Below are 13,582 nucleotides of genomic sequence, written 5' to 3'. Positions count from 1 at the left end.
CGCGCCGGTACCGGATCGTACGGGCACCGTTTCGCCGACCACCGGGCCGTCGGCGCGCCCGGCCGCACCGCCCGCCGCGCCGGGAGGTCGTTTCGCCGCCGTGCGCCTCGGGAAGGGAGTGGTCGACGCCCGGTCCGGGTTGACCGGTTGCGTACGACCGATCCCGATGAGCATGGAGGAACGATGCCCACGCGTACCGCTCGCACCGCCTGGAACGGCACCCTGCAGGAGGGCTCCGGGCAGGTCGAGCTGAGCAGCTCGAAGGTCGGCACCTACGAGGTCAGTTTCCCGAAGCGGGCCGCCGACGAGGCCGGTGGCACCACCAGCCCCGAAGAGCTCATCGCCGCGGCGCACTCCGCCTGCTTCGCGATGCAGCTCTCGGCGAACATCGGACAGGCCGGCGGCACCCCGGAGTCGCTCGACGTGACCGCCGACGTCTCGCTCGGCCCGGACGACGCGAACGGCGGCTTCAAGCTGACCGGGATCACCCTGAAGGTCCGCGGTGAGGTCACCGGTCTCGACGCGGACGGCTTCGCGAAGGCCGCGCAGGCGGCCAAGGAGGGCTGCCCGGTCTCCAAGGCGCTGTCCGGCGTCGACATCTCCCTGGACGCCGCGCTGGAGGGCTGACCCTCCGACCGCACCGCACCACCGACGCCCCGTCGGCCGGATCCCCGGTCGGCGGGGCGTCGTCGTGTGCGTGGCCGGTCCGTCGATCTCCGTGGCGGGAGCCCGGATCTCCGTGGTCGAGAGGTGAACATACGTGGTGATCGGCATTGATTTGTACGTGGTCGATCTGATTGCGAATCCGTTCCGGGCGCGGCAAGGATGGAAAACAGATCGATCCGGACGGGTCGATTTCCCACGGTGGAACCGGTTCGAGAAGAAATACGGATCCGCCCTCCTGGAACGAAGGAGTGCACGATGACCGAACGTATCTCCCGGCACCTCGACGCCGAGCAGGTCGAGCTGCTCCCCGCCCGCACCCAGCTCAGCCTGCTGGGCGTGCTCGGTGGCGGGGGCGGCGACGGCGGCAGCGGTGGCGACGGCTCCGGCGGTGACGGTGGCGGCTCGTCGGCGAGCAGCTCCGGCGGCGACGGTGGCGACGGCATCAACGTCTCGCTGCTCAACGGCAACAGCCTGACCGGCGACGGCGGCGACACCAACCAGTCGGCCGAGGGCGGCTCCGGTGGCGACAGCAGCGCCTCCTCGTCCGGCGGTGACGGTGGCGACGGCGACGGTGGCGACGGCGGTGACGGCGGCGACGGCGGCTCCGGCTCGTCGTGGGTCTCCCAGAGGTGGAGCTGACCCGGTAGGCCGGGGGCTCGTTCTCCCGGCATTCCGTGACGAGCGGGGGGTGGTCGCCGGCCACCCCCCGCTCGGTTGCGCAAGACATTTCTGCTGTCATTCTTCAGATTATTCGGGGGTGAGTCCATGGCCGGGACCGCGCTTCTCGATCCGCCTACCGAGTTCACCGCGCCCCCGTTCCGGCGCGCCGAGGGCGTCGAGCTCGTCGGCCCGTACCAGGGATCCGGGTACCTCGAGCCGCGCTACGTGATCGCCCGTCCGGACGGCCAGGTCGTGCAGGTGTCCGAGCTGCTCTACCGCATCGCCGAGGCGATCGACGGCCGCGCGGGGACCGGGGAGCTGGCCCGGCGGGTCGCCGGCGAGACCGGGCAGGAGGTCGTCGCGGGCGACGTCGACGCGCTCGTCCGGGAACGGCTCGTCCCGGCCGGCCTGGTCGAGACCGGCTTCGGGGACCCCGACCCCGGCGAGGTGGCCGAACCCGAGCAGCGCCCGGACCACCTGCTGATGCTGCGCTTCCGGCTGCCGGTCGTCCCCGCCTCGACGACCTGGGTGATCGCGGGGTTGTTCCGGTGGATGCACCGGCCGGTGGTCGTCGTCCCGGTGCTGGTCGCGTTCCTCGCGCTCGATGCCGCCGTGCTGCTCGGCGGAGGTCTGACCGCGGCGGTCGCCGGTGCCGGTGACGTCGTCGCGAACCCGTCGCTCGTGCTCGCCGTACTCGCGATCTTCCTCGCCACCGGCGCGTTCCACGAGTTCGGGCACGTCTCGGCCTGCCGATACGGCGGTGCCCGGCCGGGCGCGATGGGGGTCGGGATCTACCTGGTCTGGCCGGCTTTCTACAGCACGGTGACCGACAGCTACCGGCTCTCCCGCGCCGGACGGCTGCGCACCGACCTGGGCGGCGTCTACTTCAACGCGGTCGTGCTCGGCGGCATCGCCGCGACCTGGCTGCTCACCGGCACCGACTGGCTGCTGCTCGTGCTCGCGCTGCTGCACGTCGAGACCGTCCGCCAGTTCCTGCCGATGATCCGGCTCGACGGCTACTACATCCTCAGTGACATCGTCGGCGTTCCCGACCTGTTCACCTATCTCGGCCCGGTGCTGCGCGGCTGGCTGCCCGGCGCGGCACCGGATCCGAAGCTCACCCGGCTGCGCCCGGCCGTGCGGCGGATCGTGCGGCTGTGGGTGGCGCTGGTCGTGCCCTTCCTCGTCCTGTTCTTCGGCTGGTTCCTGGTCGTCGCGCCGTCCGTGCTCCCCGAGGTGTTGGCCGGGGCCCGCGGGTACCTCGCCGATGCCGCCGCCGGCGTCCGCGCCGGCGACACCACCGAGGCGGTACTCGGTGCGGTCCGGGCGACGCTGCTGGTCCTGCCCGTGCTCGGTGTGCTGCTGTTGCTCGGGCTGGTGGCGAGAACGGTGTCGCGGCCGCTGGCCCGCCGGCTGGCCGAGACACGCGCCCGGACCGACCGCGGGCTCCCGGCACTGGCCGGCGTGCTGGTGCCGGTGGCGCTGCTCGCCGCGCTCGCGGTGGCCGGTGCCGGTGCGCTGCCGGTCCCGGCGCCCTCGGCGGACCCCGCCGGCCTCGGGGAACGGCTGGTGCAGGCGCTGGTCACCCTGCTGGGCGGACCGGGCGCCGAGCCCGTCGCCGGCGTCCTCCTGGGGATCGCGACCGCGGTCGCGCTGTGGCCGCTGTGCCGGCGGATCGCGCTGCCGGTGCCGGTCGCCGGGCTCGCCGTCGCGCTCGCGGGGGCGGTGCCGCCGCTCCTGGTCGTGCACGCCGCGGCCGACCCGGCCGCGCCCGCCGCACTCTGCCTCGTCCTCGCGGCCCTGCTCGCCGGGCGGGGACCGTCTGCGAACCGCGGCGCCTACCTGGCGTGCGTGCTGGCCGCCGTGATCAGCCCGGTCGCCCTGGTGGCCGTCGCGGCCTTCGTCGCGCACGCGGTGCGGACCGGGCAACTCGGACCCCGCCTGCGCCCGCCCGGCCGCCGGGCGGTCGGCGTGGCCGCGACCACGGTCGCCGCGACCGGCGGGGGGTTCCTCATCGGACTCGGCGGGGCCGGGCCGGCGGCGACGGCCGGGTGGGCCGCCGCGGCCGCGACCGGCGCCGTCGTCGCGCTGGCGACCCTGCGGTACCGGCGCCCGTTCGCGCCGGTGGCGACCGGCGCGCTCGTGCTGCTGGCGCTGTCGGTGTTCCCCGGCACGACGACCCCCGCCCTCCTGTTGCTCGGGCCGGTCCTGGCGATGCTCGGTGCCGGTCTCGCGGACCGGGCGCTGCCCCGGGACCGTCCGGCCCGCGCCGGCGGGGTGGCGGCGGTCGTCGTGCTGGTGCTGCTGGCCGGGAGCGGCCCGCTGGTGACCGCCGCCGCGGAGCGGGCGGGCCCGACCGGCGGCGCGGCGCCGTCGGCGGGTGCGTCCCCGGCCCCCGGCTGAACAGTTGCACCGCGGAATCCGCAGTGGAGTGAACCGGGAGGCGCGGACATCCGGACATACCGGTAGAAGACCGGGAGGTGGGCATCGTGGCCGGAACGACCGCCCCGTCGTCGCGCCCGCACGTCCTGGCCGTCCCGGCGGGGGAGCCGCCGCTGATCGGACGGGCGCACGAGCTCGCCGTCCTGGAACAGGTGGTGGCCGACCCGGCGTCGCCGGGCCTGCTGCTGACCGGCCCGCTCGGGGTGGGGCGTACCCGGCTGCTGCGGGAGGCGTCCCGGGCCGGGCGGGCGCACGACCGCCGTGTCGTGCACGTCCGCGGGAACGCGGCCGAGGTCCCGCTCGGACCGCTCGCACACCTCCTCCCGCCGGTGGCGGGCGCTCCGGACCGCCTGTTCCTGCTGCAGCACGCGCTCACCGCGCTGCGGGGCGACGGCCCGCCGGCCCTGGTGACGGTCGACGACGCGCACCGGCTCGACGAGCTGACCCGCACGGTGCTCGAGACGCTCGCCTCCGCCGGGGACGCGACCGTCGTCGCGACCGAGCGGAGCGAGCGGGCACCGGTCGAGCGGCTGCGGACGCTCGGGGACGACGTGAGCCCGCTGTCCGTCGGCCCGCTGTCCGATCAGGACACCGAACTGCTCCTCGCCGGGATGCTCGGCGGCGACGTCGAGGCGCGCACGGCGCAGCGGCTGTGCGATCTGGCCGGCGGGATCCCGCTGTTCCTCCGCGAACTGGTGCGGTCGGGATGGGACTCCGGCCGGCTCACGACCGACGGCGGCCCGTGGCGATGGGACGGCCCGGTCGAGCCCCCGCGCCGGTTGAGCGGGTTCCTCCTGGCCGGGACCGACGCGACCGAGCGGCTGGTGCTCGAACGGGTGGCGGTGAGCGGCCCCGTCGATCCCGCGCGGATCGGTGACCCGGGCGATCCGGACACGGTCACCGGTCTGCAGCGGCGCGGCCTGCTGGAGCTCGACGAGGCCGGCCGGGTCGGGGTGGCGCCGCTGCTGGCCGCGGCGCTGGGGGCCACCGGTGGAGCGCGGGCGGGGACGGCCGCACCGTTCCCGCCGGCGTCGGTCGTGCCACGGCAGGCGGACGCCGGGGCTCGCCACCGGGATCCCGACAGCCGTGCGGATCTGGAGCTGATCGAGGACCTGCGCTGGCAGGACCGGGTCGAGGAGCTCGGGCCGCTGCTCGCCGACGCCGGGCGCCGCCTGCGTGGACCCGACGGCCGCGCACGGCTCTCGCTCACCCACGCGTTGCTGGCCCGGCGGCGCGGGGAGGTCGCCCTCGACACCCTCGACGCCGCGGACGAGGGGCCCGCCGCGGCAGCGGTGCGGGAGGCCACGGCCCGGCTGGACGGCGTGGCGCTGGACCGCGGCGGCGTGTCCGGCGCCGGCGCCGCGCCGGGTCCCGGTGGGGCGCCGGGCGGGTGCTGGAGTGCGCTCTTCCTCGCGGCCCGGGCCGGCCGGCTGGCCGCCGCCGGCCGGCCGGCGGAGGCCCTCGACGCCGCCGGCCGGGCCGGGGAGGCGCTCGCCGACGACGGCGCGGAGCAGGTCGAGACCGCGCTCGCCCGGCTGCTGGTGGTCGACGCCGAGCTCTCCGCGCTGCGGATGGCCGGGCGCCCGGACGACCTGGAGCGGGCTGCCGACGAGGCCCACCACCGGAACCTGGCGTCACCGGGCTGGGCGGGGGACGCCTGGCTCTCCTGGCAGCACGGCCGGACGGCTCTGGCCCGCGGCGACCTCGAGCTCGCCGGGCGACGGCTGGCCGAGGCCAGGGCCGGGACGACGCAGCGCGACCCGCTCGCGCTGTCCGCCGACTGCGTCGGGTCGCTGGCGCTCGTGCACGTGCTGCGCGGCGATCTCGCCGCGGCCGCCGAGCTGCTCGACCCGGTGCCGGACCGGGTGCCCGGTCCGGCCGGCGCGGCGATGGAGCGGGCGCGGACCTGGTTGCGCGCCGCCGGGGTCACCGGCGCCGCCCCGGTCCGCCCGCTGCTCGCCGTCGCGCGGGAGGCCGCCGCCCGGGGCGATCTGGTCACCGAGGCGGTCCTGCTGCACGACGTCGCGCGGCTCGGCCGGCCGGCCGCCGTCGCGGACCGGCTGCGGACGCTCGCCGAGCGCGCCCGCGCCCCGCTGCCCCGCCTGTTCGCCGCGCACGCCGGGGCCGCGGCCGTGCAGGACGCTCGTACCGGCGCCCGGCTGGACCGGGTGTCCGCCGAGCTCGTCACCGCCGGAGCGCGGCTCGACGCCGCCGACGTCGCCGCCGCGGCGGCCGCGGCGCACCGCCGGTGCGGGGAGCGACGCCGGTCGGCGGCGTCGGCGGCCCGGGCGACCGAGCTGGCCGCGGCCTGCGGCGCCCGGACACCGGCGCTCGACCGGCTGGTCCGTCCACGCCTGACGACCCGGGAACGCGAGGTCGCCGCGCTCGCCGCCGAGGGGGCGAGCAACGCGGAGATGGCCCGTGCCCTCGTGCTGTCGGTGCGGACGGTCGAGACCCACCTCGGGCACGTCTACGCCAAGCTCGGGATCGGGAGCCGTGCGGAGCTCGGCGGCGCGCTCCCCACATCGCCGCCGGGGGCGGTGCCGTCGGCGGGATGATTCCCCGGTGACACCACCGGCCATCACACTGCGTCCCCTGTCCCGCGGCGAGTTCGACGCGTTCTGGAGCGTCCAGGAGGTCGAGTACCTCGACGCCGTGCGGACCGCGCTGCCCGAGGACACGGCGCGGGCGAAGGTGCGCGACGACCTGGAGCGGCTGCTGCCGGAGGGCCCCGACACCCCCGGTCACCGGCTGCTCGGCATCGAGGACGAACTCGGAGACGTCGTCGGCCAGGTCTGGCTGGCGCTCACCGACCCCCGGACCGGCTCGACCGAGGTCGCGTGGCTCTACCAGATCCGGATCGAGGAGCCCTTCCGCCGTCGCGGGTACGCCCGCGCCGCCCTGCGTGCGGTCGAAGGGCTCGCCCGGGACGCCGGTGCGCAGCAGCTCGGGCTCAACGTGTTCGGCGCCAACACGGCCGCGATCGCCCTCTACGAGAGCTGCGGATACGCCGTCACCACCCAGCAGATGGCCCGGACGCTGACCGGCGGGACGGCGGATATCGTCGAACGGTGACGGTTGCGCGAGACGATGTCCTGCTCGCCGCGGCTGCGGTCCTGGTCCAGAACCCCGGCGCGTCGATGTCCGAGATCGCCGCCGGCGCCGGGATCAGCCGGGCGACGCTGCACCGGCTCGTCCCCGGGCGCGACGCGCTCGTCTCCGAGCTCGTCGACCTGGGCATCGAGCGGGGGATCGAGGCGATCCGGTCGGCCCGGGTGGACGAGGGGAGCCCGCGCGAGGCGGTGCACCGGGTCATCGTCGCGTTCGTGCCGTTCGCCGACCTGTTCGTGCTGGCCGGCCGGGTCTACGCGGGCGCCGACCTGTTCGACCGCACGGACGCGATGGACTCGATGCTCGTCGAGCTCTTCCGGCGCGGGCAGCGGGCCGGCGACTTCTGCGTCGTGCAGTCCGCGACCTGGATGGCCGAGGCGCTCTACGCCCTGCTGACCAGCGCCGTGCGGGCCGCGCACGGCGGCCGGCTCGCCGCGGGCGACATCGCCGACGTCACCGAGCGGACACTGCTCGCCGGGATCCAGGAGAAGGAGCAGCCGTGAGCGTGCGTCACCTCTGTCCTGGTTGCGACATTGTTGTCTCATTCGTTACGGTGGAGTCTCGCGATCAGGAACTCAGGAGGTGGCAACGATGAACGAGTGGACGACGGCGCTCCGAGCGACGGCCCGGGCCGCGTGGCGTGCCGTGCGGGAGATCGGCCGCGGCGTCGACGCGTGGAGCTCGGTCCGGCACGGGCAGATCCCCTTGGTGGACCGTCCCGTTCAGGGAGACGGCCCTCGGCCGACCGCGGCGCCGTAGCCCTGAGGACCGGTCACAGCGGACATCAGCTCCGTGCCGACGCCGAGCCCGCGGAACCGGGGGTGGCTCCGCAGGTGCCGGACGGGGCCCCAGCAGTCCATCAGGGACTCACGACGGGCAGCGGTGACGGCCTGCGGTGAGGTCAGGACGACGACGTCGATGTCGGGTCCTGGCACGGTCAGGGCGCGGGAGCGGGAGGAGCCGCGGGAGCCGGTTCCGTGCGGCACTGCACGCTGGCGAAGTCACCGTCCGATGAGGACTCGGCCAGCACGTCGCCGGTGGCCGCGTCGAGGATCCGGCAGCTGAGCGGGCCGCTGGTGCCGTCGAGGCCGCGGCTGGCGCTGAGCGTGTAGATCTCCGGGGGTGCCTCGCCGAACGGGACGTCCACCGTCCACGGCATCTCGAGGCGGGTGACCTGCTCGGATCCCGCGGCGGAGGTGTAGAAGACGTGCGCGGCCGCGCCCGGGCCCTCCAGGACGTAGCGGATCGTCCCCGGCTCACCGGGGGGCAGGACGGGGGCGGGCTGCGCCTCGGCCGGCGCCTCCGCCGTGGCGACGGGGTCCTCCGTGCCGCCGGCGAGGGCCAGGTAGCCGCCGGCGAGCGCGGCCGAGGCCAGCACCGCGGCACCCACGACCCACGGCCAGCGCCGCCGGGTGGCGACGGTCTCGTCGTCCCGCTCGTCCGCGGCCGGCTCCGTGTCGGCCGGGACCATCTCGGCCGGGATCAGCTCGTCCGGGACGACCGCGTGCTCTCGGTCGCCCTGCTCGGGTTCCGGCCGTGTACGGACCTCCTGCTCCCGCGTCTCCGGTCCGCGCGACCCGTGTCGTCGGGCCCGGCCGGGCACCTCGGGGGACGGCCGGTCCCACCCCTCCCGGGGCGGGGCCGGAACGCGCTGCCGACGTGCCCGGTCGTGCGGCGGCGCGGCGGGCGAGGGGGCCGGGCGATGACGACCCGTCCGCTCCGGCGGGGGCTGCCGGCGCGGTGCCGGCGGTGGGGGGACCGGGCTACCGTGCCGGGGCGGCCCGGGCGGTACGGGCGGTCGCGCGTGGGGACCGGACGGGTGCTGCGGCCGCGGGTCCCGGTGCGGCGGTGGCGGTCCGGCGGGACGCTGCCGGTCGCCGCCTGCGGGTCGGCCGGGCGGGTACGTCATGAGCCTTCCAGGCGATGTGGTCGGGGTGCCGTCACCTTCGGTGATCGACTTCTTCGGGCTGCCCGTTAGCCGCCGCAAGGTGATCGCAAGGTGCGCGCCGGTGTCCGGTACCCGCTGACCTCACCACGTCCGGGTGACCCCGCGTGCGTCAGGGTGCCGGGAACCCGCGGCACTGCACGCTGGCGAACTCACCGTCCGACGTGGACTCGACCAGGACCCGCCCGGAGGCCGCGTCGGTGATCCGGCAGGTGAGCGTGCCGCTGGTGCCGTCGAGGCCGCGGCTGCCGCTGAGCGTGAACACGTCCGGCGGTGTCCTGCCGAACGCGATGTCGGCCGACCACGGCAGCTCGACCCGGGTCATCTGCTCGGGACCCGAGGTGCCCGTGTGGAAGACGTGCCCGGCCGCCCCCGGTCCCTCGAGCTCGTAGCGGACCGTCCCGGCCTCGCCGGGGATCGGCGCGCCTCCGGTGACCAGGTAGCCGCCGACGAGTGCCCCGGCCGCCAGCAGGGATCCGCCCAGGACCCACGGCCACCGGTCGCCGACGCCCGAGGAGCGGTCGTCGTCGGAGTCGGCGTCCGGCGCCGTGTCGGGACCGTCCGGGTCGGTCGCGAGGGCGGCCCGGATCCGGCGGTCGCGGTCGTCGTCCGGCTCCCGGACGTCGTGGTCCCGGGCCGGCCGCTCGTGTCGCTCGTGTCGCGGACGGTCGGACGGCGGCCGCTCCCACGGTGCAGGCCCGGGTGCGGGCCGCCGGTGACCGGGCGCGGTCCCGGCGTGGCCGGCGGGTGGCCGCGCCCTCATGACCGGGCGTGGCGACGCCGGCACGGCGGGCCGGTGCCATGCGGCCGGTGGCAGCAGAACGGGTCGTCCGTGGGGCGGCGGCGGGAACGGCCCGGGCGGCCGCGGGAGCGGGCCGGACGGGTGCGGCCGGTGACCGTGCGGAGCCGGGGCGTGGCGGGGGTCGGCCGCCGGTGGGCCGGAGGGGTGGGTCATGCGCGTTGAGGCCTTCACGTCCGACGTGCCGGGGTGTCGCCGTCATCCTCCTGGATGATCGACTAGGCCGTCCGGGGGGTAGCCCGACGGTCCGGTCGGGGGATGCACTAGTGCGGGGAGGACTCGTGACTCCCCTCCCGAAGAGAGGATCGGGCGCCGCACGCCGGTGCTCCGGCGCGGCGCGTTCCCCGACGCCGGCCCACCGGGTCGACCGGCCCTGCCGCGCGGGTCGTTCCACGTGCTCCTGCTGGAACGGCCACGACAGGATCGCCCCGAGCCCGTCCCGCGCTGAACGTCCTGCTCCGCCGCCAGGATTCGAACCTGGACCATCGGAACCAAAATCCGAGGTGCTGCCGTTACACCACGGCGGATCGTGCCCGTCATCGTGTCACGTCCGGTTCGGCCTCCCCGCAGCGCACCCGAGCCTCCGGCGCTTTGCGACGGCCGGTCCACGCGCGACCGCGTACTCGCCCGGTCGGGTCACCCCGGGCGCGGCGTTCACCCGTAGGGTTGACAGACTGCGCTCCGTGCGGAGTGCGGACGTCGGTGGCGGAACCGGGGGGCCGGCCGAGGTGGTGGAGAGCCCGTGCTGAACCTGCTGCCCGAGCGGCTGGACCGGATGCTGCTGCTCGGCGCGCACTGCGACGACATCGCGATCGGCGCGGGCGGGACGCTGCTCGAGCTGTGCCGAGCGCACCCCGGGGTGGACATCACCGCGCTGGTGCTGACGGGCGCGGGGTCGCTGCGCGAGGAGGAGGAGCGGGCTGCGCTGGCTGCCTTCACTCCCGGCGCGACCCTCGACGTCGTCGTCATGGACCTGCCCGACGGCCGCGTCCCGGTGCACTGGGAGCGAGCCAAGCTCGCGCTCGAGGACCTCCGGGCCCGCAGCGAGCCGGACCTGGTGATCGGCCCGTCCGCGCACGACGCCCACCAGGACCACCGCACGCTCGCCGAGCTGGTCCCGACCGTCTTCCGGGACCACCTGACCCTGGGCTACGAGATCCTCAAGTGGGAGGGTGACCTGGCCCAGCCGACGGCGTTCCTCCCGCTCGCCGAGCCGGTGCTCACCGAGAAGATCGCGAAGCTCGGCGAGCACTACGGCTCGCAGCGCGACCGCACCTGGTTCGACGACGAGACCTTCCGCGGGCTGGCCCGGGTGCGCGGTGTGCAGTGCCACGCCCGCTACGCCGAGGCGTTCCACGTCCCGAAGATGACCCTGTCCGTGGCGCCGATGGGCGGCTCCGATCCGACCGGATTCGGGGCCGGACAGTGAGGCCGGGAACAGTGATGCGCTTCACGATGCGCTGAACCGATGCACGACACACGCGTCTCCTGCAGTGGACGCGGACGACACCACCGAAGGGACCGACCACCATGCGGGTTCTGCTCACCGGGCATCAGGGCTACCTGGGAACGGTGATGGCGCCGCTCCTCGCCACCGCCGGCCACGACGTCACCGGGCTCGACACGGGGCTGTTCGCCTCCTGCATCCTGGGCGAGCTCGACACCCCCGACGTCGACGGCCTCACGACCGACCTGCGGGACGTGACCGTCGAGCAGCTGGCCGGCTTCGACGCCGTCGTGCACATGGCCGCGCTGTCGAACGACCCGCTGGGCTCGCTGGCCCCGGAGATCACCTACGACATCAACCACCACGCCTCGACCCGGCTGGCCCGGCTGTCGAAGGAGGCCGGGGTGGGCCGGTTCGTCTACGCCTCCACCTGCTCGGTCTACGGCGCCCAGTCCGGCGACGAGCTCGTCGGTGAGGACGCCCCGCTCAAGCCCGTCACCCCGTACGCGATCTCGAAGGTGCGCGTCGAAGATGATCTGGCCGACCTGGCCTCCAGCGACTTCGTACCGGTCTCGATGCGCAACGCCACCGCGTTCGGCTTCTCGCCGCGGCTGCGCGCCGACATCGTGCTGAACAACCTGGTCGGCCGGGCGATCCTGACCAACGAGGTCACGGTGCTCTCCGACGGCACCCCGTGGCGCCCGCTGGCGCACGCCGAGGACATCGCCGGCGCCGTCGTCGCCGCCCTGGCCGCGCCGGCCGACGTCGTGCGGGCCCGCGCCTACAACGTCGGCACCGAGACCAACAACCGGACCGTCGCCGAGATCGCGCAGGCCGTGATCGACGCCGTCCCCGGCTCGACGCTGAACATCACCGGCGAGGCCGGCAACGACCCGCGCTCCTACCGGGTCGACTTCTCCCGGGCCCGCAAGGAGCTCGGCTTCGAGGCGTCCTGGTCGATCCCGGCCGGCGCCGAGCAGCTGGCCACCGAGTACCGCGACCGCGGCCTGACCCAGGACGCGTTCGACAACTCCTTCACCCGCCTCGCCGTGCTCAACGCCCGCCAGGCGGCCGGCGAGCTGGACGAGTCGATGCACGTCATCGGATAGGCGCTACCGCACTCGTGAGTGGTTATCGTGGCTCCGACCGCGATAACCACTCACGAGCGCCGGAGGCGCCTGTGTGCCGCAACATCAGGACGTTGCACAACTTCGAGCCGCCGGCCACCGCCGACGAGGTGGACGCGGCCGCGCTGCAGTACGTCCGCAAGATCTCCGGCGCCGCGAAGCCCTCGCAGGCCAACGCCGAGGCGTTCGAGAAGGCCGTCGCCGCCGTCGCCGAGGCCACCCGGGAGCTGCTCGACGGGCTCGTGACGACGGCCCCGCCGAAGGACCGCGAGGTCGAGGCGGCCAAGGCGCGGGCCCGCGCGGAGCTGCGCTACGCCCGCTGAGCGGCGAAACGGATCACGTGGACTTCGTCGTCCCGCTCGTGGTTAGCTGAGCCTCACCTACGAGGGGGGCCAGTGGTGAGCGGTGCGGTACGGGTGACGGGTGTGCACCGGCTGTCCGAGACGTTCGTCCGCGCCGACGTCGAGGGCGACGCGCTGGCCGCGCTCGGCCTGCCCGGCGTCCCGGACGAGGCCTGCGTCTTCCACTTCCCGCTCGCCGACGGCGGCCGGGACGAGATCGGCCGCTGGTACACCCTGCGCGAGATCAGCCCGGACCGCCGGCGCGCCCGCATCGACCTGGTCTGCCACGCCGGCGGCGTCGGCGCGGGCTGGGCCCGCCGCGCCCGGGTCGGTGACGAGCTGGGCGTGTCCCGCAGCCACAGCTGGTTCCGCCGGCCGGCCGACGCCCGGTGGCAGATCCTCGTCGGGGACGCCGCCGCGCTGCCGGCGCTGGCCCGCGTCGTCGCCGAGACCCCGCCCGGGCTGACCACCGACGTGATCCTCGAGGTCGACGAGATCCCGGCCGACTTCGCCGAGCACGTCCGGGTCCGGCGCGAGGTCCCGCCGGAGAACGGCAGCCGGATCCCCGAGATCGTCGCCGGGCTGGAGCTGCCCGAGGGCCCCGGCTACGTCTACGTCGGCGGGGAGGCCGCCGCGACCCGCGCCGCCCGCAAGCACCTGCGCCACGAACGCGGGCTGCCGCCCTCGGCCTACGGCGTGCTCGGGTACTGGCGGCGCAACGGCGAGACGTTCCGCCGGACCTGGGAGGCCAACCAGGAGCGCTTCGCCAGGGCCTACGCCGACGCCGAGGCGGCCAGCGGCGGGGACGAGGAGACGATGATGGACCTCTACGAGGCGACCCTGACCCGCGAGGGCCTGCTCAGCCCCTGACCCGGTGGCGGTGTCGCCGGAGTCCCCGGCGACGCACCGGATGCGCCGCACCGTCGCGGGCGTATGGTCGGGAACCGGCACCCCGACCGGGCCGCCGGCGCGGCAGCACCTACGGCAGCGCCGTCCCGGGCAGGGGTCTGTCCTGTGCTCCGAGCACCAGCCCCACCTCCCGAG

The 13,582-nt window shown here is 75.5% G+C and carries 12 protein-coding genes and 1 tRNA gene; 10 read left to right on the top strand and 3 right to left on the bottom strand.

What is annotated here, in order from left to right; genetic code table 11:
- Window positions 1–183 precede the first annotated feature (183 nt).
- From WIS52_RS14620 to WIS52_RS14595, 6 genes are all read left to right on the top strand, one after another.
- A complete protein-coding gene (locus WIS52_RS14620) occupies window positions 184–627 on the top strand; it encodes an OsmC family protein (protein WP_349298775.1) in 444 nt (147 codons plus the stop codon).
- A 294-nt stretch (window positions 628–921) separates the two neighbouring features.
- Complete coding sequence (locus tag WIS52_RS14615) at window positions 922–1,305, top strand: hypothetical protein (protein WP_349298774.1); 384 nt, start codon at window positions 922–924, stop codon at window positions 1,303–1,305.
- 126 nt (window positions 1,306–1,431) lie between these two features.
- Window positions 1,432–3,729 carry a hypothetical protein gene (locus tag WIS52_RS14610; protein ID WP_349298773.1) on the top strand — a complete coding sequence of 766 codons (2,298 nt, stop codon included), beginning with the start codon at window positions 1,432–1,434 and terminating at the stop codon, window positions 3,727–3,729.
- Window positions 3,730–3,815: 86 nt separating this feature from the next.
- Window positions 3,816–6,326 (top strand): helix-turn-helix transcriptional regulator, encoded by a 2,511-nt coding sequence (locus WIS52_RS14605; protein ID WP_349298772.1) that lies wholly within the window; start codon window positions 3,816–3,818, stop codon window positions 6,324–6,326.
- Window positions 6,327–6,333: 7 nt separating this feature from the next.
- Entirely contained in the window at window positions 6,334–6,843 is a 510-nt protein-coding gene (locus tag WIS52_RS14600; RefSeq protein ID WP_349298771.1) for a GNAT family N-acetyltransferase, read from the top strand.
- Window positions 6,840–7,382 (top strand): TetR/AcrR family transcriptional regulator, encoded by a 543-nt coding sequence (locus WIS52_RS14595; RefSeq protein WP_349298770.1) that lies wholly within the window; start codon window positions 6,840–6,842, stop codon window positions 7,380–7,382. The genes WIS52_RS14600 and WIS52_RS14595 overlap by 4 nt, the downstream gene beginning before the upstream one ends.
- A 434-nt stretch (window positions 7,383–7,816) precedes the next feature.
- Here the strand turns inward: WIS52_RS14595 and WIS52_RS14590 are convergent, their stop codons facing one another.
- The 3 genes from WIS52_RS14590 to WIS52_RS14580 all read right to left on the bottom strand — a co-directional run bounded on the left by WIS52_RS14590 (window position 7,817) and on the right by WIS52_RS14580 (window position 10,150).
- The gene (locus tag WIS52_RS14590; protein WP_349298769.1) at window positions 7,817–8,482 is read right to left on the bottom strand and encodes a hypothetical protein; all 666 of its coding nucleotides are present in this window, start codon (window positions 8,480–8,482) and stop codon (window positions 7,817–7,819) included.
- A 454-nt stretch (window positions 8,483–8,936) separates the two neighbouring features.
- Window positions 8,937–9,587, bottom strand: a complete 651-nt coding sequence (locus tag WIS52_RS14585) for a hypothetical protein (protein WP_349298768.1) — start codon at window positions 9,585–9,587, stop codon at window positions 8,937–8,939.
- A gap of 492 nt (window positions 9,588–10,079) precedes the next feature.
- Window positions 10,080–10,150 (bottom strand) — tRNA-Gln (locus WIS52_RS14580).
- Window positions 10,151–10,365: 215 nt separating this feature from the next.
- Between WIS52_RS14580 and WIS52_RS14575 the strand changes: the two genes are divergently transcribed.
- The 4 genes from WIS52_RS14575 to WIS52_RS14560 all read left to right on the top strand — a co-directional run bounded on the left by WIS52_RS14575 (window position 10,366) and on the right by WIS52_RS14560 (window position 13,408).
- Window positions 10,366–11,052 (top strand): PIG-L deacetylase family protein, encoded by a 687-nt coding sequence (locus WIS52_RS14575; protein WP_349298767.1) that lies wholly within the window; start codon window positions 10,366–10,368, stop codon window positions 11,050–11,052.
- A gap of 101 nt (window positions 11,053–11,153) precedes the next feature.
- Complete coding sequence (locus tag WIS52_RS14570) at window positions 11,154–12,179, top strand: NAD-dependent epimerase/dehydratase family protein (RefSeq protein ID WP_349298766.1); 1,026 nt, start codon at window positions 11,154–11,156, stop codon at window positions 12,177–12,179.
- 71 nt (window positions 12,180–12,250) lie between these two features.
- Window positions 12,251–12,520 (top strand): DUF2277 domain-containing protein, encoded by a 270-nt coding sequence (locus WIS52_RS14565; RefSeq protein ID WP_349298765.1) that lies wholly within the window; start codon window positions 12,251–12,253, stop codon window positions 12,518–12,520.
- A 75-nt stretch (window positions 12,521–12,595) separates the two neighbouring features.
- Window positions 12,596–13,408 carry a siderophore-interacting protein gene (locus WIS52_RS14560; RefSeq protein ID WP_349298764.1) on the top strand — a complete coding sequence of 271 codons (813 nt, stop codon included), beginning with the start codon at window positions 12,596–12,598 and terminating at the stop codon, window positions 13,406–13,408.
- The last annotated feature ends 174 nt before the right edge of the window (window positions 13,409–13,582 follow it).

The sequence above is a fragment of the Pseudonocardia nematodicida genome (assembly GCF_040105385.1).
GTDB lineage: Bacteria > Actinomycetota > Actinomycetes > Mycobacteriales > Pseudonocardiaceae > Pseudonocardia > Pseudonocardia nematodicida.
The sequence above is the reverse complement of the archived record's forward strand: the minus strand, read 5'-3'. Positions and strand labels throughout refer to the sequence as shown.